At 66.6% G+C, this 23964-nt stretch carries 21 protein-coding genes; 10 read left to right on the forward strand and 11 right to left on the reverse strand.

The genetic code is table 11. The features are described from left to right. Window positions 1-35: 35 nt before the first annotated feature. Together ACIBI6_RS35920 and ACIBI6_RS35925 are read right to left on the reverse strand one after the other, a co-directional pair. Window positions 36-3206 carry a sacsin N-terminal ATP-binding-like domain-containing protein gene (locus ACIBI6_RS35920; protein ID WP_396959401.1) on the reverse strand — a complete coding sequence of 1057 codons (3171 nt, stop codon included), beginning with the start codon at window positions 3204-3206 and terminating at the stop codon, window positions 36-38. Beyond that, window positions 3203-5455 (reverse strand): DUF3027 domain-containing protein, encoded by a 2253-nt coding sequence (locus ACIBI6_RS35925; protein WP_396959403.1) that lies wholly within the window; start codon window positions 5453-5455, stop codon window positions 3203-3205. Before ACIBI6_RS35925 ends, ACIBI6_RS35920 begins: the two co-directional genes overlap by 4 nt. Before the next feature lie 17 nt (window positions 5456-5472). Here ACIBI6_RS35925 and ACIBI6_RS35930 point away from each other — a divergent pair, with 17 nt between their 5' ends. The 3 genes from ACIBI6_RS35930 (at window position 5473) to ACIBI6_RS35940 (ending at window position 8642) form a co-directional block, all read left to right on the forward strand. Next, window positions 5473-6246, forward strand: a complete 774-nt coding sequence (locus ACIBI6_RS35930) for a glutaminyl-peptide cyclotransferase (protein WP_364347100.1) — start codon at window positions 5473-5475, stop codon at window positions 6244-6246. Between the two features lie 77 nt (window positions 6247-6323). Then, on the forward strand, window positions 6324-8063 hold the full coding sequence (locus ACIBI6_RS35935; protein ID WP_364347098.1) for an MFS transporter: 1740 nt from the start codon (window positions 6324-6326) through the stop codon (window positions 8061-8063). Window positions 8064-8132: 69 nt separating this feature from the next. Next, on the forward strand, window positions 8133-8642 hold the full coding sequence (locus tag ACIBI6_RS35940) for a DUF2771 domain-containing protein (protein WP_364347096.1): 510 nt from the start codon (window positions 8133-8135) through the stop codon (window positions 8640-8642). Window positions 8643-8760: 118 nt separating this feature from the next. On the opposite strand, the gene ACIBI6_RS35945 is transcribed toward ACIBI6_RS35940, so the two are convergent. Further along, window positions 8761-9186, reverse strand: a complete 426-nt coding sequence (locus ACIBI6_RS35945; RefSeq protein WP_364347367.1) for a cold-shock protein — start codon at window positions 9184-9186, stop codon at window positions 8761-8763. A gap of 201 nt (window positions 9187-9387) precedes the next feature. Here ACIBI6_RS35945 and ACIBI6_RS35950 point away from each other — a divergent pair, with 201 nt between their 5' ends. Together ACIBI6_RS35950 and ACIBI6_RS35955 are read left to right on the forward strand one after the other, a co-directional pair. Beyond that, window positions 9388-9618: a hypothetical protein gene (locus ACIBI6_RS35950; RefSeq protein WP_364347094.1), complete on the forward strand. Its 231-nt coding sequence runs from the start codon at window positions 9388-9390 to the stop codon at window positions 9616-9618. A 366-nt stretch (window positions 9619-9984) separates the two neighbouring features. Next, window positions 9985-10608, forward strand: coding sequence for a resuscitation-promoting factor Rpf1 domain-containing protein (locus ACIBI6_RS35955; RefSeq protein ID WP_364347092.1), 624 nt, complete (start codon window positions 9985-9987; stop codon window positions 10606-10608). A gap of 186 nt (window positions 10609-10794) precedes the next feature. On the opposite strand, the gene ACIBI6_RS35960 is transcribed toward ACIBI6_RS35955, so the two are convergent. After that, window positions 10795-10983, reverse strand: coding sequence for a hypothetical protein (locus ACIBI6_RS35960; protein ID WP_062988419.1), 189 nt, complete (start codon window positions 10981-10983; stop codon window positions 10795-10797). A 142-nt stretch (window positions 10984-11125) separates the two neighbouring features. Here ACIBI6_RS35960 and ACIBI6_RS35965 point away from each other — a divergent pair, with 142 nt between their 5' ends. Continuing rightward, window positions 11126-13525 (forward strand): helicase-associated domain-containing protein, encoded by a 2400-nt coding sequence (locus ACIBI6_RS35965; RefSeq protein ID WP_396959407.1) that lies wholly within the window; start codon window positions 11126-11128, stop codon window positions 13523-13525. Here the strand turns inward: ACIBI6_RS35965 and ACIBI6_RS35970 are convergent, their stop codons facing one another. Further along, a complete protein-coding gene (locus ACIBI6_RS35970) occupies window positions 13526-14038 on the reverse strand; it encodes a hypothetical protein (RefSeq protein WP_364347087.1) in 513 nt (170 codons plus the stop codon). 320 nt (window positions 14039-14358) lie between these two features. Here ACIBI6_RS35970 and ACIBI6_RS35975 point away from each other — a divergent pair, with 320 nt between their 5' ends. Then, window positions 14359-15174, forward strand: coding sequence for a hypothetical protein (locus ACIBI6_RS35975; RefSeq protein WP_364347085.1), 816 nt, complete (start codon window positions 14359-14361; stop codon window positions 15172-15174). Between the two features lie 3 nt (window positions 15175-15177). Here ACIBI6_RS35975 and ACIBI6_RS35980 read toward each other — a convergent pair whose 3' ends face one another. The 4 genes from ACIBI6_RS35980 to ACIBI6_RS35995 are packed head-to-tail and all read right to left on the reverse strand — an operon-like array spanning window position 15178 to window position 19665. After that, a complete protein-coding gene (locus ACIBI6_RS35980; protein WP_396959410.1) occupies window positions 15178-16569 on the reverse strand; it encodes a M1 family metallopeptidase in 1392 nt (463 codons plus the stop codon). A 53-nt stretch (window positions 16570-16622) separates the two neighbouring features. Further along, window positions 16623-17258 carry a LysE family translocator gene (locus ACIBI6_RS35985; protein WP_396959412.1) on the reverse strand — a complete coding sequence of 212 codons (636 nt, stop codon included), beginning with the start codon at window positions 17256-17258 and terminating at the stop codon, window positions 16623-16625. Window positions 17259-17297: 39 nt separating this feature from the next. Then, window positions 17298-17966: a DUF3239 domain-containing protein gene (locus tag ACIBI6_RS35990; protein WP_364347079.1), complete on the reverse strand. Its 669-nt coding sequence runs from the start codon at window positions 17964-17966 to the stop codon at window positions 17298-17300. A 40-nt stretch (window positions 17967-18006) separates the two neighbouring features. Next, window positions 18007-19665 (reverse strand): DNA repair helicase XPB, encoded by a 1659-nt coding sequence (locus ACIBI6_RS35995; protein ID WP_396959415.1) that lies wholly within the window; start codon window positions 19663-19665, stop codon window positions 18007-18009. Window positions 19666-20061: 396 nt separating this feature from the next. Between ACIBI6_RS35995 and ACIBI6_RS36000 the strand changes: the two genes are divergently transcribed. Both ACIBI6_RS36000 and ACIBI6_RS36005 read left to right on the forward strand, forming a co-directional pair. Beyond that, window positions 20062-20706 (forward strand): LysE family translocator, encoded by a 645-nt coding sequence (locus tag ACIBI6_RS36000; RefSeq protein WP_364347075.1) that lies wholly within the window; start codon window positions 20062-20064, stop codon window positions 20704-20706. Between the two features lie 34 nt (window positions 20707-20740). Next, window positions 20741-21391: a trimeric intracellular cation channel family protein gene (locus ACIBI6_RS36005; RefSeq protein ID WP_364347073.1), complete on the forward strand. Its 651-nt coding sequence runs from the start codon at window positions 20741-20743 to the stop codon at window positions 21389-21391. Here ACIBI6_RS36005 and ACIBI6_RS36010 read toward each other — a convergent pair. Continuing rightward, the gene (locus ACIBI6_RS36010; RefSeq protein ID WP_364347071.1) at window positions 21388-22566 is read right to left on the reverse strand and encodes a pyridoxal phosphate-dependent aminotransferase; all 1179 of its coding nucleotides are present in this window, start codon (window positions 22564-22566) and stop codon (window positions 21388-21390) included. The two genes, ACIBI6_RS36005 and ACIBI6_RS36010, sit on opposite strands and share 4 nt — an antisense overlap. Before the next feature lie 177 nt (window positions 22567-22743). Between ACIBI6_RS36010 and ACIBI6_RS36015 the strand changes: the two genes are divergently transcribed. After that, window positions 22744-22947, forward strand: coding sequence for a hypothetical protein (locus ACIBI6_RS36015; RefSeq protein WP_329415367.1), 204 nt, complete (start codon window positions 22744-22746; stop codon window positions 22945-22947). A gap of 50 nt (window positions 22948-22997) precedes the next feature. On the opposite strand, the gene ACIBI6_RS36020 is transcribed toward ACIBI6_RS36015, so the two are convergent. Beyond that, a complete protein-coding gene (locus ACIBI6_RS36020; RefSeq protein WP_364347067.1) occupies window positions 22998-23918 on the reverse strand; it encodes a sigma-70 family RNA polymerase sigma factor in 921 nt (306 codons plus the stop codon). Window positions 23919-23964 lie beyond the last annotated feature (46 nt).

Consider the following 23964-nt stretch of genomic DNA (forward strand, 5'->3'; position numbering starts at 1 on the left):
GCGGCTCTACGGCTGTGTGCCTTCGGGCCCGGCGGTCAGGCTGAGTGTGGGGTTTGGATGTGGGTGGTTGCGCCGTCGCGCCACCAGGGGACGGAGACGACGGATTCCAGGGCGCCGCTCAGCCGGACCTGGAGGTCCTCGTGCAGAACCAGGTCGCCTGGTTCGTCGGGCAGGGTGAACAGTTGGCGGAGAACGACTCCCAGCGGTTCGGCGGACCACGTGGTGTGGCGTCCCTGGCTCATCACCTCGGCGGTGATCACATCGGAGACCATGGGGAGATCGAGCAAGGTGGCGAGGGCGGGAGCCGTGGCGGCATCGCCTGCTACCAAGCGATCCGCGGGCACGGCGAGGCCGAACCAGGGCTGGTCGAGTACCCACACGTCGTTGGGGTCGACAACTGCCGAAGACAGGGCGCGTACGTGCTCGGGGAGTTCGAGTTCGGTCAAGTCGAGATGATCCACGGCGGCGGCGAGGCGGGCGTGGGTTCGGGAAACCACCCCGGGTGTAGGGGTTTTCGATGGATCCGCGAGCGCGTCCAGTAGTGCGGCGGCCAGTTCCTGGGTGATGGCATTCGGGTTCGCCAGGATCGCGCGTAAGGACTCCAGGTCGGAGAACTCGAATTCGGGGAGCAGTCCAGCGAATTCGGTGTCGGCGGGGTGGCGGAGCAGGCCGATGGGGGTGCCGTTGATGCGCGCGTGTCTACGCAACCACCAGGCCGTGTAGCCGTCGGAATCGGTGAGCAGTTTGCGGGTGCGCGGACTGAATGCCAACTGCCGTAGCGCCTCTGGCCAGGATGACTCGTCGACCAGGTCCAGGTCGCGGACGGCGGCCAGTTCCGGCGGATCCTCGGGCAGGCCCGACCACCAGCGCTCCTCGTCGTCCAGGTGATGGTCGGGGCCGGTGGGATCGATTTCGACGACGATGCTGAAGTCCCAGCCGACGCCTACGGCACGCAGCGCCTCGGCACCGTAGCGGTCCACCAGATCCGTCGCGACGGTGCCGAACGGCGAATCCGACACCAGCAATGCGCTCAGCGGCGCGTCGGGGAGCAGCAATTCGTCCGCGGGGAGCAATTCTCCGGTGGCGTCGGGCAATTCGAGCAGGCCGAGCCAGGACGGGAGTGCCGACGGATCGGCATACGCGGCGAGCCGCAGCACGGCGTCGGTGGTATCGGGATCACCCGGCTGGTCCTCCAGCTCCGAGCGTAATCCGGGATCGCTCAACAGGTCCTCGGCGGTGGCCGAACGTGCGCCGAGTCGCGCGAGAAGCGGATGAACAGCCTCGGGATGCGCCAAACGCGCCCAGTGCACCGGTATGGCCACATCGAGCTGATCATCCAGAACCACGGTGCGCGGACCGGTTACCAGCCGGCCATCCGCCAGCGGAACCGCGACGGCGCCGAGTTCCTCGGCGGCCAACGGATCGACAACGTATGGCTCCAACGCGGCATACAGCGACTGCCACCACTTCGGGGAGCGCTCGAGGCCGCCCGAAAGTTCGGCCAGCCGGGCAAGTCCCAGTCTGTGCACATCCAGTACACCCAAGGCCTCGCTATGTGCGCGCCCTGATAACTCGGGTACTACCAGGGGGCCGACGATGTCGTCGAGCAGGTCGGCCAATTCCGGACTCAGACCGGTGAATACGCTTGCTCGCGTTGGTACTGCGGTCGCGTCATCGATTGTCTCGAGCTCGGACGAACGCTCGTTACCGGAATTTTCCGCGACAGTCCGGACGTCGGTGTCCTCACTACCGAGCGCATCGCTGTCAACGGCCGTGCGCACCGAATAGGCCTGGTCCGCAACGGCTGATCGGGGGTCGCCCGAGGCCGACTGTGCGGCGGCTTCGCTCGAGGTTTTCGAGCGGGCGGTGACAACCGGGAGCCAGGGGTGAGTCTGTAGTTCACGGATCAGGGCTTCGCGCAGGATGCCGTCGACCTCACTGCGGGCGAATCCCGGGGTGGGAACCAGGACGAGGCGGTCCCGCGGCGGAAGTGCGCGGGCGAAATCGGCGTAGCCCTCGGCGAATTCGGCAAGGCGGGCACCGGGCAGGACGCGTCGCCGATCCGGCTGCATGGGAATGTCGGCGATCAGTAGCGCCGGTAACGACAGCTCCTCGTCGGATCGCGTGGGGGCGCGCAACACATCGTGTGCGGCGGACACCGGCCTGCCATCCCGCAGCGGCAGCAACCAGCGTGCCCGGGCAGTTCGGTACTCCCACCAAACCCGCCGCTCCGATCCGGGGCCATCGATGCGCAACTCCCTGAGCCCTGGCCCCGTTGGTAGGCGTGTGCTCAGGTCTGCATCGGTGCTGTTGAATTCGACGTCGTGGGTGTACTGCGGCCCGATCGGGTCCGCACGGACGCGATTCGGGTCCGCGACGGTGTCACCACTGGCGTCTGGCAGGCCGTGTCGACCATGCGGATCCGAATCGCCAGCGCCGAAATCCGCACTGACCTGCGTGGGGTGGGGATCTTCTCGCTCGTCCCGGTGCGGGTTTTGGTTGCGGAGATCGGTGACGGTGCTGGCGATTTCGTCGTCGCCGATTCGGATGCTCTGTAGGGCGGGCAGTTCCAGGAGGAGGTCGACGGCTTCGGCACGCATTGCGGCGAGTAGCTGTTGGGGATCTATGCCGGGACGCAGGTGTAGGACGATCTCGGTGTCCGCGCCTGCCGGCGGGGTGGCCTCGGTCGGCCAGACCAGGCGCAGGACGGGTGCTGTGAAGGTTTCGGCGCGGTCCGGGATGGTGATCGCGTTGTCGCGCAGGGCTTTCCAGGTGAGGTCGTGGGAGAACCGGATGGAGCCGGTGGTCGAGCGGACCTCGATCTCGTCACTTACCGTGCGTACGGCGGTGAAACCGACGCCGAAGCGGCCGACGCTCGCGGTCGGGTCCGCCTTGCCGGAGGCGCGCAGTGCGGTCAGCGCGTGTACGCCCGAGAGATCCAGCGGTGCACCGGTATTCGAGATGTGCACGGCACCGTCGACAAGACGCACCACCACTCGGCCCGCCACACCGGACTTGGCCGCCGCATCCGCGGCGTTCTGCGCCAATTCGGTCAGCAGCCGATTCCGATACCCCGCGCGCACCAGATCCGCCTCGGTCGCCGCATCCTCCCGCAACCGAGTAGGCGAATCACGCCAAGCCGCGAGTACCCCCGCCCGCAGCCCCGCCGTCCCGAACGGATCCGCAGCCACGCCCGCCGCACTCACCCCTGCAGCGATGACCCGAACTCCGGCCGAGCCGCAGCCCCGGGCCCACTCCCACCGGCCTCGCCATCAGCACCTGCGTCCCGGCCGCCGGCGTCGACATCTCCACCGTCATCGTCCGCTCCACCGTCATCGTCCGCAGTGCCGACTGCATCCGCCGCCTCACCACGAACAGCGGAGGCTTCGCCCGCACGCACGCCGTAATCCTCGGCCGCCTCGCCACCTGAAACTTCGGCTTCGTCTGCGAAGTCTGTCGCCGCAGCGGCCGCGTCTGCATCCGATTCCGGCTGCATCCCAGCAGCTTCAATGCTCGGTTCTGTCACCACGGGCTCAGCTTCGCCCGCGGCATCGATGCCCGACTCAGCCGCGCGTTCGACGCCCGAGGTCACCGCGGCGCCCGCCCCGGCGTCCGACGCAGCCTCGTCGACACTCGACTCGCTCGCAGCGAGGCCGCCTTCCACGCCGATGGTCGCCGCCGACTCGTGGACTGCCGCGCCAGCGGCATCACGCGCGGTGGCGGCCGCAGTCGCGCCACCAGCATCCGATTCCGACTGCGGCACAGCAGTTTCAGCAGTCGGCTCCGCAGAAGTGGGGACGCTTGCCGAGTCCGCGCTCGCCGTAGCCTCGAAGTCTGCGCTCTCGGCAGCCGCGTCGTTCGGCTCGGCCTCGCCAATGGTAGATGGAGCGGGGGTCGAGTCAGCCGGGCCTTGGGCCGCATCCGCCCCGGACACCACGCCGCTGATCGACTCGTCGTCCACATCCAACGGGTTGGCGGCAGGCTCGATCACCGGGCTCGGCTCCACGTCAGCGGCAGGGCTGAATGTGGCTGCGGTGCTGGACATGTCGGGCACACCCTGGGCGACGATATCGGGTTCACCCGAAGTGCTCGGCTCTGTCGCAGAATCGCCCGGCAGGTCCGCGGTGTCGGACTCGACCGCGCTGGTCGACTGAGTGCTGATATCCGGCGTAGCAGTGCCGTGCTCCAGGGAGGTCGGCTCGGCGATCGCGTCAGTCCGGGCTGCGTCAGCCGCATCACCTGCCTCGATGCCCACACTCTGCATCGCAGAACCCTCAGCGACCGCCGAATTCGGCTCGGCCACAACATCACCCGACGCGGCAACATCCGGCTCCACCGCGCTGGGCGGCTCACTCGATGTACCAAAGCCCGGCTCGACCGAAGTCGACTCAGCGACATCTGACTCAGCGACATCATCGGTCAGATCTTCGACGGCCCCGGCATTGGCCGCGCTATCCGCGCCAGGCACCGAGACATCGTGCGCAACCGGCGCATTCGGCTCAGCAACGTCATCCGACACGCCAGCAATCGATTCCACCGAGCTGGTCGCAACATCGCCCGACGCTGCGTCGCTGGGCTCGTCGGCGGTATCGGATGCCGCGCGATCGCTCGGCTCGGCCGTGGTCGGTTCGGCGGCGGTCGCAGCTTCGCTGGTGTCCGGGGCATCCTCGGTCACCGCATCCGGTGCGGCTTCCGTGGACTTGCGCAGCGTCTCTACCGGAATCACATCGAAAGCGGCGTCGTCAAATGCCTCGTACAGCGGCGATCCTCCGCCGGACGGGACTTCTACATCCGAGTGCGCGCCGCAGCCGTATTCGGCGTGGACTACGTGGCCGTCGGCGCCCATGGCGTTTCCGCAGACGCCGAAGGCGGAGCGAAGGGCGCCGGCGAGGGGGAGGTAGAAGCCGCAGCGGCCGCAGGTGGCGGGGGCGGCTTTGGCCATATCGGTTTCGGGGCCGTATTCGGAGTACCAGCGTTCGGCGGCTTCTTCGCGGCCTTCACGGCTGAGCACCTTGGTCCGGCCGAGGCCGATTTCCAACGCGACCTCGTCGACGGCCGGATCACCACTCGCGACGTAGCCGGGCACCAGCCGCGGATCATCAGCGGGCGGGGCGAGCAGGTCACCGGGCGCCAGATCGCCGGGGCGGACGCGCTGCTCCCACGGCACGAAATCAGGTGCGACCAGCGCGTCCGGACCAGGCAGCAGAGCCGATTCGCTCACCGTCGCGTACCGCGCGTCGAGCGGGGCCGCCACCACGACCGCCCACTGCCAGCCACGATAACCGGACAGCGTGGCTTCGAATCGGTGGGTCGCCGCGGTCTCGTCCTCGGCGGTGACGCCGAGATGCGCGCCGACACCGGTCGGCTCCAGCTCCAGGAGCGCACGTCGGGCCACGTCGACGGCATCGGCAAGGATCGGCCGCACGCCGGACTGCGAAACAGATACTGCGCTCACGGCCTACATTTTGCCGTATGGAGTGCAATCGGCGTTCGTTGGCCGTCGTTGTCCTGGTCAGCCTGCTCGGAATCACCGGGTGTGGCGGCTCCGACGACGCTGTGCCGCGACTGCACATCGAGGTGGTCGGCACCCGTCCGCACGATCCGCGGGCGTTCACCGAGGGCCTGGAGGTCGCCGGCAACGTGCTCTACGAAAGCACCGGTATGCCGGGCGCGTCGGACGTGCGGGCCACCGATCTGACCACCGGCAACGAGCTGACCCGCACCGGACTGCCCGCGCCCTACTTCGGCGAGGGTGTCACCAAAGCCGGTGCCACCCTCTGGCAACTGACCTGGCAGAACCGAGTGGCGATCGCCCGCGATCCAGCGACGCTGGCCGAACGCACCAGGGCGTCCTACGACGGCGAGGGCTGGGGTCTGTGCACGCGCGCGGACAAATTGGTGATGAGCAACGGCACCGACACCCTCACCTTCCGCGATCCGGTCACCTTCGCCCCGACCGGCACCGTCACCCTCACCTCCCGAAACCGCGTCGAGCTCAACGAACTCGATTGCGCCGCCGACGGTTCCGTCTACGCCAATTCCTATCCCACCGACGAGATCCTGCGCATCGATCCCGAAACCGGCCATGTCCTTGCGGTCATCGACGCGCACGGCCTGCTGCCCGCGCCCGCCCGCGCGGGCACCGATGTGCTCAACGGCATCGCCCAACTACCCGGCACGGACCACTTCCTGATCACCGGTAAATACTGGCCGACCATCTTCGAGGTCCGATTCGTACCGCAGTGAGGGAGCCAGGTCACCTTTCCGGACGGCTTGGAGCGGCAATTGAACCCAAGTCGCCGATGTACGACAGAATTGACGTTGTGACTACTCCCCGCGATCCCTCCGGTTCCGACCGTGGTCCGTGGGATGGCGAGGAGTCCCCACCGATTCAGCGTCACCCCGGATACGACCGTTACCCGCCACCCCACACCCCGCCCCGCCGGTCCTCGCTACCGCCCATACCGCCCGAGCCGCCACAACGCCGCGAACCACCGCCGACCCGGCCGCTGCCCGGTGGATCCGCGGAACCGGCAGACCCGCCACCGGAACCCGAAGCGCCGGCCGAGCCAGAGCGCATCCCGCGCAAGCTGACCGTCACCCGCGTCGCCGCGATGCGCGGCCGCGAACTCACCTCCCGCGGCGTCGCCACCTTCCAGCGCGCCGCCAAGGCCGACGGCGCCGACAAATCCGGCCTCACCGCGCTGACCTACGCCACCATGGCGAATTTCGCCCTGGACGCCGCGATCGCGGTGGCACTGGCCAACACACTGTTCTTCGCCAGCGCGACCGCCGAGAGCAAGACGAAAGTCGCGCTGTACCTATTGATCACGATCGCACCGTTCGCGGTGATCGCCCCCCTCATCGGACCGATGCTCGACCGCCTGCAGCGCGGCCGCCGCCTGGCGCTGGCCACCTCCTTCGCTCTGCGCGCGGTGGTCGCGGTGCTGCTGATCATGGCTTTCGACAGCTGGGCGCTGTATCCGCTCGCCCTGTGCATGATGGTCGGCAGTAAATCGTTCTCGGTGCTCAAGAGCGCGGTGACGCCGCGCGTGCTGCCACCCGAAATCGACCTGGTGCGCACCAACTCTCGGCTCACCGTGTTCGGCCTGGTCGGTGGGACCATCGGCGCTGGCGCGGTCGCGGCACTCGCCGCCGCGATCGCCGGTTCCAATGGCGCACTTGTGCTGGCCGCCGCGATCGCGATCGCGGGCACCTTCCTGAGCCTGCGCATCCCGCGCTGGGTCGAGGTCACCGAGGGCGAGGTCCCGGCGACCCTCAGCTATCACGCGAGAACCGAAGTGTTCAGTCCGGCAACCGAAGCCACGGTTCCGCCGCGTAAGCGCAGGCAGCCGCTCGGCCGCGCGGTCGTGACCGGGCTGTGGGGCAATAGCGCCATTCGCGTCTTGACCGGCTTCCTGACGTTCTATGTGGCCTTCGTCGCCAAGGCGACCGAGCACGGCGGCTGGCAGCAGGCCGCCATGCTCGGTGTGATCGGCGTGGCCGCGGCCGTCGGCAATTTCATCGGCAACGCGACCGGCGCCCGGATCAAACTCGGCAAGCCGTCACTGATCGTGCTGGGCTGCACCGCCGCCTGCTGCGTGGTCGCCCTGCTCGCGGTCTTCCTGAACAATCTGCTCGGCGCCGCATTGGCAACCCTGGTCGCAGCGGGTGCGAGCGCACTGGCGAAGGTATCGCTCGATGCCTCCATCCAGGACGATCTGCCGCCGGAATCGATCGCCTCCGGCTTCGGCCGGTCCGAGACCGTACTGCAGCTCAGCTGGGTCCTCGGCGGCGCGGCGGGCGTGCTCATGCCGACCACCTACTGGCAGGGTTTCGCGTTCATCTCCGCGGTCCTGCTGTTCGGGCTGCTGCAGACCTTCATCAGCGACCGCGGCCACTCCCTGCTGCCCGGTCTGGGTGGGCACCGCCCAGAACATGCGGAGCAGGCCGTCGCCACATCCAGACACGCCGACGTCGACCGAGCCGCGCAACGCGGCACGGAGCGCGGTAGCGACACTAAGCACATGCAACGAGGCACAGGAGATCCGATCTGTGAGTGAGCACAGCGAACGAACCATCGACACAGCAGCTTTGCTCGCGACGGAGCCGAGCGCCAGCGAGGCGCAGTCGTGAGCAAACCAAGTACTCGCACTGTCGTCGCGCTATGCGTGGCGGCCCTACTGGTGTTCACCGTCGCCTTCGTCGGCGTGTTGACGGTGTTCGTCCGCAAAGCCGACCATCCCGACCCGACCGTCACCGCATACGCCCACGGCAAGACCGTCACGGTGCCCCCATTCCTGTATTGCACAGTGAAAATGGAGGACTGCAAGTACGGCGAGACCGTCACACTCGATGTCCCCGCCGGATATCCGCTGCAGCTGTCCCTGCCCAAGAGGATCGCCGACGCGCCCTGGCTGGCCCAGCTGGTCTACGCCATGCCCACCGGCGAGAAGGTGGATCGGGTGGTGAGCCGCAACGACTTTCCCGAGGGCGCGCTCGCCGTCACCATCGATTCGAAGCCGGAGCCCGAATTGCGGCTCGTCGGTATCGAATTGCAGCTGCCCATCCTCGCGCGCGACGAGACCGGCCGGGAGTTCTACGTCCCGCACGCGGCCTGGTCGATCAGCACCGCGAGCTGAGTCGATCAGCACCTCGCCGTGGCGACTGCTTGCGGATCGCTGGACAGGGTGAGCCTGAAAGTGCTTCGCGCGCTGCCCGGTAGACCGGGTAGCGCGCGAAATTCGTTATCCGCGAATGTCAGTGATCGAGTTCGCGCGCGACCGCCCGCACCACTTCCGAAATGCGCTGCGCGGTCTTGCGATCCGGATACTTGCCCTTGCGCAGATCCGGCTGCACCTTGGCCTCGAGCAGCGTGATCATGTCCTCGACCATCCCGTGCAGCTCGTCCGGGGTGTGCTTGCGCGCGACCGGTTCCTTGTGCGCCCCGCGATCGCGGTCCTGGCCTTGACGGACCGAGGGCGGCGATTCGAGCACCTTCAGACTCAGTGCCTGCGGCCCACGACGACCGGCGGCCATCCCGAATTCGACGCGCTGACCGGGCTTGAGCCCATCGACGCCAGCGGGGAGCGCGGAGGAACGGACATAAACATCCTCACCCTCGTCCTGGGAAAGGAAGCCGAAGCCCTTTTCGACGTCGTACCACTTCACCCTGCCGGTCGGCACTGCACTCACCCGTTCGTCATCGAAACTCGAGCCCCAGCGGCCCGAGCACATCCGTCTGCCCAGGTGCTGGTCCGGCGTACCGCCGCGGACAGCTCCTGTCAGTTTGCGAAAAGAACGCGCCCCACAGCTGTGCAGGACGCGATTGGCACCGAGTCTACCCCGGTGCGAATAACGCAAGCACATCAGTTTTACGGTCGAGCAGTGACGAACTCATCCGCGCCACCGCCCCCGCGCCGCGCCGGCGACCGGTTGCTGTACGTGGCACTCGGTCTGTTCGCGATCGGCTTGCTTGCGATTGTCGCCATATTTCTGACGCCGGTCCTCAGCGATTCCGACCCGGGCCTGTGGCTGTATCTGATGGCGATGTTGGCGCCGCTCGGCTTCCTCTGCGCGATCGTCTTCGCACTGTGGTCCGGCCGACGATCCCGGTGAACCGGTTACCCCTGCTAATCGTTACCGAACCACAGATGTGATCCTCGTCACATTACGGCGCGATAACGGAGCGGCAGCGGTCCGAGACCGGCCCGTCCGCACCATCTCTCAGCTGCACGGAAGCATCTCCGTCGCAACCGATACCGGTCCGAGACCCACGCGGACCCGCCGGTTACCAAATAGTGATTTTTCGCGCGGATCGTCGTACGGTCTTACCCAGCCGGGACAACCGGCAACCACCGGCCCGCCGCATCGAACCTCGCCCCGCGGGTACCGGACCCCAACGGAAGCAGGGGTGAGGGCGGGACGGACGACCTCTCAGTCCGGACCACTTGCAGATGCGTACGAGAGGCAGACGAACCCGCAATGAGTGGACGCCATCGCAAGCCAACCTCCACCGGACGCACCGTGGCCAAGGTCGCCGTCACCGGCGCGATCATCGGCACCGCAGGTGTAGCTCTCGCTGGAAACGCCAGCGCGGCACCCGATCAGGACTGGGATCGGCTCGCCCAGTGCGAGGCCGGCGGTAACTGGGGCATCAACACCGGCAACGGTTTCCAGGGCGGACTGCAGTTCTCGCCCAGCACCTGGAACGCACACGGCGGCGGCGAATACGCCGCGACGGCCAACCAGGCCAGCCGCGAACAGCAGATCGCGGTCGCCGAGAAGGTCCTCGCCAGCCAGGGCTGGGGCGCTTGGCCCTCCTGCTCGTCCTCGCTCGGCCTGAGCAGCGGATCCACCCCGCGCACCGCTCCCTCCTCCACCGAGACCCCGCGCTGGAACCCCGCTCCGGCCGCTCCGGAGCAGGCCATCGCCGACCCGAGCCAGCAGGTATTCGACGCGATCGACCGCGCCGTCGCCGTCGTCCAGGGCCAGGGCGTGCAGATCCCGCAGGAAGCCCTCGATTTCTTCAATGCCACCAAGGGCACTCAGCTCGACCCGGCAGTCGTGAACTTCTACGAGGCGAACAAGGGCATGCTGCCCTCCTGAGTCGCGCCGCGAAGCAGTGTTCGATTTGCGGCCCTCGCGGGTCTCTCCGTGGTCACGCTCCGCTACCGCCACCGGGCCCGTCGCTCACGCCGCAGACCGTACGAAGAAGGTCCCCGCATCCGATGTGATGCAGGGACCTTCTTCGTATCCGCGGGTTTTCCGTCCGGGTGCCGAGCGATTCGCCGCTCAGCGGTTGATCACCGTATTCGGGTGCATGTAGGGCAGCTGATCGGCCGGGACCGGAAACTCGGTGTCCTCACCGAACGGCGAGAGCCCACCGGAACGAGTCGACGACAGTTCGGTGACCGCGTGGCCACCGTCCTCGAGCGAGGGCCAGCCATTGTCGACATAGGGTTTCTTCGATTTATTCACCACGACCACATTGTGGCATGCGAGCGACCGGCCAGCACTCTGCCCTCCGCTGCTGCCAACGCCCGGCGACGGATAAACGACATCCACTAGGCTGACATAATCGACAATATTCGGACTGCGACGCAACGACTGATCTCGAGAGCACATGGGTAACTCGTCGGGGACGCCCAAAGCCGGACCGGGCATACGACAGCCAGCCCGCGACGGCAGTCACGCGGCACTCACGACCGGCAAAAGGCGCGGGGAGGCGGGGGAGCCTGCGACCGAATCCCTGGCCGGGTGGCTCGCGGCCCGCAGCGATGCGCAGCTGGTGGCCCTGCTCGAACTCCGGCCCGATCTGGCCGTGCCACTGCCGTCCTCCATGGCGGTGCTCGCGGCCCGCGCCGAGCAGCGCGCGTCGGTCCTGCGTGCCACCGATGACCTGGACACACTCGAGTTCGCGATCGTGGAAACCCTTGCGGTGCATCGGGCGACGGGCTCCGGCGGGACGCCGATGAGTCGCAAGGCATTGCGCGCGCAGTTGAAAGATCGGGTGAAGGTCTCGGCGATCGATGCCGCGCTGGCTCGCCTGTCCGATCGTGCACTGGTCTGGAACGACGGCGACGACCTACATCTGATTCCGGCCACCGCCGAGGCACTGCCGTGGCCGATCGGCAGCACCACCGAAATTCCGGATGCCCTCACCGAGCCCGAGGTGGTCGCGGCCCTCACGGCCGTCTCCCCTGCCGAACGCGCGCTGCTCGACAAGCTGGCCACCACCGGCCCGCGCGGACGCACCAGGGACGCCGCACCGGGCACACCGGCCGACCGCCCGATCCAGCAACTGCTCGGCCGGCGATTATTGCACTGGATCGACGAGGAGACGGTCGAACTACCGGTCACCGTCGCTCAGGTATTGCGCCGGGAGCCGGTGACCCATCCGCACGCGCTGAAACCACCGGAGCCGCCACCGACCAAGCACGCCCCCACCGAAGTGAATGCGGTCGCCGCGGGCGAAGTGGGCGAGCTACTACGGCACTGTGCCGACATTCTGGAGGCGCTCGGCCAGGCCCCCGCGCCCGCATTACGCGCGGGTGGGCTCGGAGTGCGGGAGTTACGCCGAATTGCCAAGCAGACCGGTATCGACGAACCGCGCGCCGGACTGCTCGTCGAACTGCTCGCCGCGGCCAAACTCATCGAGAAGGGCATGCCGGACCCGCCACCGGAATTCGACTCCACCGACGACTTCTGGGCCCCCACACCGGCCGCCGACGGCTGGCGGGACGCACCGCCCGCGCGCCGCTGGGTGGCGCTGGCACAGGCCTGGCTGGACCTGGATCGCATGCCGTGGATGATCGGCATGCGCGATGCCAATGACAAACCGCTGGCGGCGCTGTCGATCGAACTGCGCACCCCGCACGCACCACGCGATCGACGCACCATCTTGAATTTGCTCGCCGAATATCCGACCGGCACCGCATTCGACCCCACCGATATCGGCCGACTACTCGCCTGGCGGCAACCGCGATGGCGCAGGCACTTTCGCGCCGAGGCAGTCGAGCACACGGTGGACGAGGCCGCGAAACTCGGTTTCATCGGACGCGGTGCGCTCGCCTCACCGGCGCGAGCACTGCTGCACGGGTCGCCGACCAGCACATCCGACGCCGAGTCCGAGATGGAATCGGCGCTGCCCGAGCCCATCGATCATGTGCTGGTCCAAGCGGATCTGACGGTCATCGCGCCCGGTCCACTGACCCCGGAGCTACAGAGCCGGGTGGCACTCGTGGCCGATATCGAATCCGCGGGTGCGGCAACGGTTTACCGGATCAGCGACACATCGGTGCGGCGCGCGCTCGATGCCGGGATGACCGCAGCTGAACTGCACACGCTGTTCACCACACATTCCCGCACACCGATCCCACAGTCGCTGACCTATCTGATCGATGACGTCGCGCGCAGACACGGCCAGCTTCGGGCCGGTATGGCGCAGTCGTTCGTTCGCAGTGACGATCCGGCGCTGCTCGCGCAGGTGCTCAGCTCGCCGGTGGCGAGCGAACTCGCGCTGCGGGCCATCGCACCGACCGTCGCCATCGCCCAGGCCCCGCTCGGCGAATTACTCGAACGGTTGCGCGCGGCAGGATTCGCGCCAGCTGGTGAGGATTCCGCGGGCACCATTGTCGATCTGCGCCCGCGCGGCGCCCGGATCGCGGTGCGCCCGCATGCCAGGCAGCCATATCGCCCGACGCCGCCGAGCACCGAACAGCTGGAATTGCTCGTGGCGGAACTGCGCGCCGGTGACCGGGCTGCGAGCGCCCGTAACGGCCAGGCGGTACGCCCCGACGGCACCAGAACCAGCACCGCCGCAACCCTGGCGCTGCTGCAATTGGCGGCGCGGGTGCGGCGGTCGGTCAATATCGGTTATGTCGATGCCCAGGGCGTCGCGTCACAGCGCGTGGTCGAGCCGCTCAAGGTCGGCAACGGCCAGCTCGACGCACTGGACCCGGTGACCGGCACGATCCGGCATTTCACCTTGCACCGGATCGCGTCGGTCGCCCTACTCGAGTAATCAGCTCTTGGCCGGGCCGAGGCAGTAGGTGACCTTCGGGTCCGGGACGGTCACGAAGCTGGTCGCATCGGTGCCGCACTGCAATTCGTCGGCCTGGCCGTCGATGCGCTGCACCACCTTGAAGGTGGCTTCGGTGGAGGAGCAGTCGACGTACTTGTACGGGTTGGTGCCGACATCGGCGTAGCAGCTGCCCTGCTTGAAGTTCGGCGCGAGGCACATGTAGGCCTGGCCGCCACTGACCAGGTCCTCGGTGTAGGTGGTGTATTCGGCCGCGCAGTCGATCTTCTTGTCCGCGGTCTGGAATACCTTGTAAACCGCCTTCGGCGACGAGCAGTCGACCGGCTCGGACTTGGTGGCCGATGACGAACTGTCGGTGACATTGATGCAATCACCGACCTTCGCCTTGGCGGTGTCGGACTTGCTTGCATTGTCGAGCGCCGAACAACCGGTCACCACGGCCACCAATGCGCCCACCGCCAGGAGGGCGAGCACGATGCGTGCCAGCAGCCTCATTCCTGGGAACTTCAACGTGAAACCCTCTCTCACCGAACGTGTTCACAGCAGTTGTGAACGCGGTGAGAATACCGTTCCGGTCGCCCGAACCGCATCAGCAGTTCGGACAACCGACCAACACCGAGGCGCGGCTCAGTACTGCCCGAGCAGCCCGGTCAGTCCCAGCAGCGCGAGGCCCACGTATTTCGGGATCAGGGTGACGATGGCCGTGAGTCCTAAACTGTTCACCAGCAATGCCTTTCGCATTTCGAACACATGGACTTTTGTCCAGTATGTGCACTCTGTCGCTTCCGGAGACCCAGTCGTTACGCTTGGCAAGTATGAGGCTCGAAGAGGTCGCCGTCGACTTGTACGGACTAGACCCTGGTGAGTTCATCGCCGCCAGGGCGGCACGCGTGGCCGAGGCCAAGAATGCGGGCGATAAGGACCTCGCGACCGCCGTCGGCAAACTGCGCAAGCCGACGGTCGTTGCCTGGACGGTGAATCTACTGGCCCGCGCGGCGCCCGATGACGTCGATGCGCTGCTACAACTCGGCTCCGCGCTGCGTACGGCGCAGCGGGAATTGTCCGGCGACCAGTTGCGCACACTGACCACACAGCGGCAGCAAGTGGTCAATGCCCTTGCCAAGCGAGCGGGTGCACTGGCCGCCGATCGCGGACATCCGGTCACCGAGGCGGTACTGCGCGAGGTGGGCCAGACGCTAACGGCGGCGCTGGTCGACGACGCGGTCGCCGAGCAGGTTCGCAGCGGCACACTTGTGACGTCGGCGAATTATGAAGGCTTCGGTCCGAGTGGTGCCGCGCTCATTTCGGTAAGCGGCACGGGCACAACAAAATCCGCCGAACCCGCCGCCGAGGACAGTGCGCATCAGGAGCTCGATGACGCACTCGAGTCCCTCGAATCCGCCCGTGCGGCACGGGATTCGGCGCAGACCGAAGCCGAGCAGTCGGCACACCGGTTGGCCGAGAGCGAATCCCGCATCGAGGCACTGCGCGAAAAGCTCGCACACGCCGAACAGCAGAAGCAGTTCGCCCGCACCGCCGAGCGCGGCGCCCAGGACCAATTACGCGCGGCCCAGAAACAACTCGATCGGGCCGAGCGCCGGGTGGAACGGGTCCGCGAACGCGTCGACTGAACCTCAGCCGCGCAGGCCGCCGGGATAGAGGTACTCGTCGGAGGGGATTGTGGTGCGGTTCAACCATGCGTCGAAGAAGCCGGTCAGATCGGTCGGGGATTTCGACTGCATGAAGGTGCGGAACTCCGGCATCGAGGCGTTCCCGTAGGCGTGCGCGGCATTGAACTCCCGGATGGCCGTGAAGAATACATCGTCGCCGAGTTGTTTGCGCAGGGCATGCAGGAACAGCGGGCCGCGATAGTAGACGGAGGTGAATTCATTTCCGACGCCCGGGTTTTCCAGCGGGATATCCCAGAATTTCGGTTCGGCACGGTTCTTCCGAATGGTCTCACGGTAGGCCGCGTCGACGTCCTTACCCTCCTTTCGCTCCGGCCACAGATAGTCAGCGGTGTAGCTGGCGAAGCATTCGTTGAGGCAGATATCGGACCATCGCCGGACCGATACCGAATCGCCCCACCATTGGTGCGCGATTTCGTGTACCGCGGTTGGCAGGTCGGTCCACGGCGCGTAGATCGGACGGGTCTGGGTCTCCAGCGAGAACTCCAGATCCGCGTCGACGTAGATGCCACCCGCGGCGTCGAACGGATAGGGACCGTAAAGCGCCTCTTCGAAATCGATGATTTCGGGCAGGCGCTGCTCGGTTTCCCTATTGCGCTCCGTATTCGGGGCGAAGGCACTGACCAGCGCGGCGCCGTTGGCGCGACGCTGCTCGAGGTAGCTGTAGTGGTCGATCGCGACGGTGGTCAGATAGCCGAGCACCGGTTGGTGCGTCTCCCAGGTGACATTGCGCTTGGCACCGGTGACCGCATTCTCGGTCCGCACACCATTGGAAACCACCTCCCATTCCGCGGGAACCGACGCGTGCAGGGTGAAGGTGGCCTTGTCCAACGGGGTGTCATTGAGCGGATACCAGCTGGTGGCCGAATGCGGTTCACCCGAGACGAAGGCGCCGCCGCTGGGCGCATAGGTCCAGCCCCCGCCCTCGGTGTTCCTGGCCTGCCCGGCGTAATCGACCGTCACGGTGAAGGGCAGGCCGGGTAGCAGCGGCAGCAGTGGGGTCACCGTCAATTCGTGCTCGCCGTTGCGATCGAAGGCGGCGGGCAGGTTGTTCACCGAGACCATGCGCACATCCGGGCCGTCGAAGTCCAGGTTGAACATCCGCAGCGGCTGGGTGGCGGTGGCGTCGACCCTGGTTGTAGCGGTGAGTTGATTGCTCGGCGGGTCGTAGTCGATGCTGACCTCGTAGTGGCCGACGTCGTAGCCGCCGTTGCCGTCCAGCGGGTAGTACGGATCGCCGAGACCTGGCGCGCCGACGAGCGGATCGGCGTTCGCCGGAACCGGGGCGGCGACCAGTGCCCCGACCACGACCGCACACAACCAGCCGGACCACCTCATATGACCACCACCCCTTTCGCGGCCCCACCCGACCTCGGTGGATGGTAGCCGCTTCAGTCGGCGCTACCGCTGAGCGCCACCGACGCGCCGAGCCCGAAGATCATCGCACCGCCGGCACCGCCGACGGCCTCCAGTCGTTGCGGCGAGCGCGCGAACCAGGCGCGGGCCGATGCGGCGAGCAGGCCCCATGCGCTATCGGAGACCAGTGCGATCGCCAGGAAGATGGTGCCGAGGATCAGGAATTGCAGCTGCAGCGAACCCGCCGACGGTTCGGCGAAGTGCGGCAGTACCGCGGAGAAGAAGACGATCGCCTTGGGATTGGTCAGCCCGACGAAGACGCTCTGCCGAAACACCTTGGCATCGGCGGGGTCGATCTGCGCGTTCAGCGCCGCCCGCAACGCCTTACGCTCGCGAATCGCCTGGATCCCCAGGTACATCAGGTAGAGCGCACCGGCGAACTTGACCACGGTGAGCGCGAGCGCCGAGGCCGCGAGCAGGGTGCCAAGACCTACCGAGACCAGCAGTAGCGCGACGAAAACGCCAGCGGAATGACCGAATACCGAGACCAGAGCGGCGCGGCGGCCGAGTGCGAGGGCCCGGCCGATGGTGAACAGCACACCCGGTCCGGGGATGACGATGATGACAATCGATGCGGCGATGAAAGCCAGCAGGTTGGACGCCGGAACCATTTACCGAGTCTATTCGGCGGCGCAAGGGAATTCGGCTGATCAGGATCCCAGGTCACCGGGCAGCTGGTGCGGGTCGAGCAGCAACCGTTTGGCGGAGGTGCGCCGCACCTTGTCGGCGAGTTCCAGATTATCGGTGAGCAACCGCCATTCGACCTCGCTGATGGCCGCACGCGCCCGATCGATGACGGTGCCGTCGCGAGTGCCCCAGGCAATCGGCATGGCACTGACCGACTGCCAGCGCTCACCGACCTGACCCGGCGCCCGATCGGTGCGCACCGCCACCGACGGCACCCGCTCGCCCGCGCGCTTCTCATGTCCGGGCAGATCCCTGACCTTCCTGATCACCAGGGCATAGCGCCGATCATGGGCCTCCGGTTTCGAGATATCGACCAATGCGAGCAGTACGACGCCGCTCGGATGCGTTTCGGAGACCACCGCGGGCACCAGCTCACCGTCGGCATAGAGCTTGTCGATGCTGGAGCGGTGCGGCGTCCAGAACGCCACCCACAGCGCGACCACCGCGCCGAGCGCGAATGCGATCGCCAGCAGATAGGCCCACGGGTGGTTGAGCCAGATCAGATACGCGGTGCCGGTCGCGGCGATGACGGCGGCCGCGATCGCCATGACGCGCAGTCGACGTAGGTCGGCGAAGACTTCGTTGACCGCATGGGCGTGCTGCCGGTCCACCGCGAATTCGAAGCGTCGCACGTCTTATTCCTAGCACACGTATCGGAGATGATTCCTCCGCTTATCCTATGGCCGGTCCCAGCAAGTCATCGGCATCCGTAATGCGATACGCGTAACCCTGTTCGGCCAGGAAACGCTGCCGGTGCGCGGCATATTCGGCGTCCAGGGTGTCACGTGCGACGACCGAATAGAAGTGGGCTTGGCCACCATCGTGTTTCGGCCGCAACAACCGACCGAGCCGCTGCGCTTCTTCTTGCCGCGAACCGAATGTTCCCGAAACCTGTACCGCCACAGAGGCTTCGGGCAAATCGATGGAAAAGTTCGCGACCTTGCTCACCACCAGCACCGGAATCTCACCACGCCGGAAGGCATCGAAAAGTTCTTCGCGCTCTTTGGTTTTAGTCGAACCTTGAATTACCGGAGCATTGAGATCGGCGCCGAGTTCGTCGAGTTGATCCAGATACGCGCCGATCACCAACGTCTGCGCATCCTTGTGCTGAGCCAGAATCGATTCCACCACGGGAATCTTCGTGCGCGCGGTCGAGCAGAGCTTGTAGCGCTCTTCCGGCTCGGCGGTGGCATAGGCCATCCGCTCGGCATCGGTAAGGGTGACCCGGACCTCGATGCACTCGGCCGGGGCGATCCAGCCCTGCGCCTCGATATCCTTCCACGGTGCGTCATAGCGCTTGGGGCCGATCAGCGAGAACACATCGCCCTCGCGGCCGTCCTCGCGCACCAAGGTCGCGGTGAGACCGAGCCTGCGCCGCGATTGCAGATCAGCGGTCATCCGGAAGACCGGTGCGGGCAGCAGGTGCACCTCGTCGTAGATCACCAGGCCCCAGTCGCGGCTGTCGAAGAGTTCGAGATGTTTGTACTCGCCCTTGGTGCGGCGGGTGATCACCTGATAGGTAGCGATGGTGACCGGACGGATCTCCTTGCGCTCGCCGGAGTATTCGCCGATTTCCTCCTCGGTCAACGAGGTTCGCGCCAGCAGCTCACGCCGCCACTGCCGTCCGGCCACCGTATTGGTGACCAGGATCAACGTCGTGGCCTGCGCCTTGGCCATCGCGGCCGCGCCGACCATGGTCTTGCCAGCACCACACGGCAGCACGACGACACCCGAGCCACCGGCCCAGAACGAATCCGCGGCCATCTCCTGGTAATCGCGCAGATGCCAATGGCCGCCGATGTAGTCCAGCTCGATCGGATGCGCCTCACCGTCGACATAGCCCGCCAGATCCTCGGCGGGCCAGCCGATCTTCAACAGCATCTGCTTGATCCGGCCGCGCTCGGACGGATGCACGACGACGGTGTCGTCATCCACGCGGGCGCCGAGCATCGGGGCGATCTTCTTGTGCCGCAGCACTTCCTCGAGCACCGCGCGATCCAGACTGACCAGCGTCAAGCCGTGCGCCGGATTCTTCACCAGCTGCAACCGGCCATAGCGAGCCATGGTGTCCACGATGTCGACCAGCAGCGGCTGCGGCACCGCATACCGCGAGTAGTTGACCAGGGCATCCACCACCTGTTCGGCGTCATGCCCCGCCGCCCGCGCATTCCACAGCGCCAATGGCGTCACGCGATAGGTGTGCACATGTTCCGGCGCCCGCTCCAATTCCGCGAACGGCGCGATGGCCTGCCGCGCCACTGCGGCCAACTCGTGGTCGACCTCCAAGAGCAGCGTCTTGTCACTCTGAACGATCAGCGGACCGTCGGTCACAGCTCCGCCTCGCTAGCGCTCGGCTCCGCTGCGACCGCAGGTGCTGTGTTGATGGTTCCCTCGCTACGCTCGGTCACGACTCCGCCTCACATCTCCTCATATACGGCGTCCGGCTTCATCCGATCGCTCGTGCGACTGCGGCCCATTCTCCCCGACACCACCGACAACCCATCGGATGCGGCATCGATCCTGCCCCCGCCGACGGGGATAGCTCGCGTCGGCCTCGCACATACAGCGTCCGAGCGGCCTATTTTGTTCCGGGACGGAATGCACCGATCGCCTATTCGCGTCTGGAGACCGCGGGATCCCGCTGGATCGAGATGGGCGGGGACGCCAGTCCACCACCACCCAACTGGCCCGAGACGAGAGCGACGTGTGTGCGTGAGTATCGAGGGCATGATCGAAACTGCGGCGATTCTGGGAGTGGCGGCGGCCGCGTTGGGGATGGTGCTCACGCCGGGACCGAACATGATGTATCTGGTGTCACGCAGTGTTTCGCAGGGGCGGCGGGCCGGATTGGTGTCGCTCGGCGGGGTCGCGGCCGGATTCGGAGTCTATTTGGCGGCGGCCACGGCAGGGATTACCGCGGTGTTCGCAATCGTGCCCGGCCTGTATCTGGCGGTGAAGTTGGCGGGCGCCGGATACCTGCTGTGGCTGGCCTGGCAGGCGGTGCGCCCCGGTGGGACCTCGGTATTCGCCCCCGCCCAGCTGCCTCCGGATCCGACGCGGCGATTGTTCACCATGGGCCTGGTCACCAATCTGCTGAATCCGAAGATCGCGATCATGTACATGGCCTTGATTCCGCAGTTCGTGGCGCCCGAGCACGGCCGGGTGTGGTTGCAGAGCCTGTGCCTCGGGACGGTGCAGATCGCAGTGGCATTGACGGTGAACGGGCTGATCGTGCTCGGCGCGGGCGGGATCGCCGCCTTCCTGACCGGTCGACCGCTGTGGTTGCGGATCCAGCGCTATTTCATGGGCACGATGCTCGGCGGGATCGCGGTACTGGTCGCGACCGACCGTGCGCGGCCGATGCCTGCCTGAACGCGGGCGCCGCGGCATATGTGATCGTGTGCGCATGGCGCCTTTCGATTCCGCGGTGAATACCGCCCAGCACGTCGGGGAGTTGTTCGGCGTCTTCGCCTTCGCGACCTCGGGGGCGTTGCTCGCGGTGCGACGTGGATTCGATGTATTCGGGATCGTGGTGCTGGCCTGCAGTACGGCGCTGGGTGGCGGTGTCATTCGGGATCTGGTGATCGGCCGGACGCCACCCGCGTCGTTCGTCGATCTCAGTTACCTGTGGACGGCGCTGGTCGCGGCCGCGATCATCTTCTTCTGGCATCCGTCACCGCGCGTGACCGGTGGTCCGCTCGGCGTGGCCGATGCGTTCGGGCTCGGGCTGTTCTGTGTGACCGGCACGGTGATCGCCTACAACCACGGTCTCGGCGCGCCATCGGCCACACTGCTCGGATTGGTCACCGCGATCGGCGGCGGAGTGATCCGCGATCTGCTCGGCGGGCAGACGCCAAGTGTGCTGATACCCGAGCAGATCTATGCGGTACCAGCACTTTTCGGTGCGGCAACAACCGCGACGCTATTGCATTTCAATGCCTACAACCCGATCACCGGCGCCTGCGCCGCGCTCTGTGCCATCGCATTTCGCCTGCTCGCGATGCGGTACGACTGGCACGCACCACAGGCGCGGCGTCGCCCGCAGGACCGGGCTTAGCCCACTCGAACACCGGCCCGGAGTCGGCGCACGCCCTCGTCGAGGGTTTCGTCGCGTTTGCAGAATGTGAAGCGCACCAGGTGATTCCACGCCGCGACGTGGTCGGCGAAGGCGATGAGCGGCACGGCCGCGACACCCAGCCGAGCCGGTAGTTCCCGGCAGAAGGCCAAACCGTCGGTTGCGCCGAGCGGTGTGATGTCCGCGCAGATGAAATAGCCACCCGCGCTCTCTTTGACTCCGAAGCCGGTGTCCTTCAGCGCGGCGGCGAGGCGCAGTCGCTTGTCCGACAGCGTGTCTCGCAGCGCGGCGACCCAGTCGAGTTCATGGTTCAGCGCGTGCGCGACGGCGGGTTGGAACGGCCCACCGGCGACGAAGGTCAGGAACTGTTTGGCCGCGAGCACTCCGTCGATGAGTTCGGCCGGACCCAGCGCCCAGCCGGTCTTCCAACCGGTGACGCTGAAAGTCTTCGCCGCGCTGGACACCACGACGGTGCGCTCGGCCATACCGGGCAGGGTGGCGAGGCTGATGTGCTCGTTGCCGTCGTAGACGAGGTGTTCGTATACCTCGTCGGTGAGCACCAATAAGTCGTGCTCGCAGGCGATTTCGGCGATCGCGGTCAGATCGGCGCGGTCGAGTACGGTGCCGGTCGGGTTGTGCGGTGAATTGACGATCAGCATCCTGGTCGCGGGCGTTATGGCGGCGCGCAGGCTGTCCAGGTCGAGTACGAAGCGGTCACCGTCGGCGACGAGGTGGGCGGTGCGCCGTTGCGCTCCGGCCAGGGCCACCGCGGCCGCATAGGAGTCGTAATACGGCTCGATCAGCACGACCTCTCGGCCGGGCTCGACCAGACCGAGCACGGCGGCGCTGATCGCTTCCGTCGCGCCGACGGTGACCAGCACCTGGGTGTCCGGGTCGTACTGGGTGCCGTAGCGGCGGGCCCGGTCGGCGGCGATGGCGCGCCGCAGGATCGGCATACCGCGGCCGGGCGGGTACTGGTTCAACCCGTCGGCAATGGCCTGGCGCGCGACCTCGAGCATGCCCGCGGGCCCGTCGGTATCCGGAAAGCCCTGGCCCAGGTTGATCGCCTCGTGACGCACAGCTAAATCGGTCATCTCCGCGAAGATCGTGGAGGCAAAGGGGCGCAGGCGGGCGACGGTCGCGGGTTGCGAGGACATATCCGGAGAGTAGCCCAGCGATCGCTATTGTTGCCATCAGATAGCGAAAGGCTATATTTCACTTTTGATTTGAGCCTTCTACCTGCGAAGTTGTGCGTTGCCCCAACGACAGCTAGCCTCGCCGTGTTCTACCTCACAAACCGCCGGCCTGCGGCGGTATCTCGAAAGGGGCGCTTTATGGCCTCGTATCTGGACCTGGTACTGCAGCCGGCCGCGTCGGAGGTCGCCGGAACGGTACTGGGTTTCCTGCGAAATGTCGCACACGATCTGATCGCCGGCTTCGGTTCCTCCACCGGCGATTGGTTCAACGGCTCATCGACCGGCAATAGCGGCACCGGATCGTCGACCGGGGACTGGTTCCTGGGCTCGTCCACGCCGTAATCCGATGGCGGTGTCAGGCCCGGCGATGAGGGCCACGGCCTGGCACCGCCTCACCCCAGACGGACGTGGGACAGTTTTTCCGGATTCGCGAGATCGTAGGTACCCCAGACCAATCCGTCGCGAACCGCGAATCCGATCACCCGGGGCGGACCCTCGAGCCGCCCGTAACCCGGACCGACCCGATACACGACCAAACCCAATTGCCCATTGACCGTGGCGAATTCGAATTCCAGCGTCGGTTCCGAGGAGCCGTCCATACCGTACTTGCGCACCAGCCCGAGGAAGAAACGAGCGACCTTGTCCGCGCCGGCGATGACATTGATCGCGGTGGATGTGGTGCCGTTCGCATCGCCGATCATCACCGAATCCGGGTGCAGTGCAGCGGTTATCGCGGCGATATCACCGGCGGACAGCGCGTCGATGAACTTACGCACCGCTGCCGCGTGCTCGACATCCGGGACGGGCGGCGGGGCCTGTGCGACGGATTTCCTGGCCCGCACGGCCAGTTGACGCGCCGCCTCCACCGAAATGCCCAGGATTTCGGCGATCTCGTCGAACGGCACCGAAAGCCCGTCGTGCAGTACGAATGCCACCCGCTGCGGTGGCGTCAGACTCTCCAAAACCACCATGGCCGCGAGACTGCATTCCTGTTTGCGGACCACCGCCTCGAGCGGATCCGGCATGGTCGATGGCGTGATAGCGGTCACGACCGGTTCCGGAAGCCACTGCCCCACATAGGTTTCCCGGCGTACCGCGGCACTGCGCAAGCGGTCCAGGCAGATTCGGCTGACTACTGTGGTCAGCCAGCCGCGCAGGTCCTCGATCTCGGATTGGTGCGCACCGGCCAGCCGCAGCCAACTCTCCTGCACCGCGTCCTCGGCGTCGCCCGCACTGCCCGTCAGCCGGTAGGCGACCGAGAGCAGATGCGCCCGATGCGATTCGAACAAGTCGGCGAGAAGAGCGGCAACCATTGAGCTGATTCTACGTTCCGCGCTGATAGGCCCGACGAGCCGGTCA

This window comes from Nocardia sp. NPDC050412 (assembly GCF_044458825.1).
Classification (GTDB): domain Bacteria; phylum Actinomycetota; class Actinomycetes; order Mycobacteriales; family Mycobacteriaceae; genus Nocardia.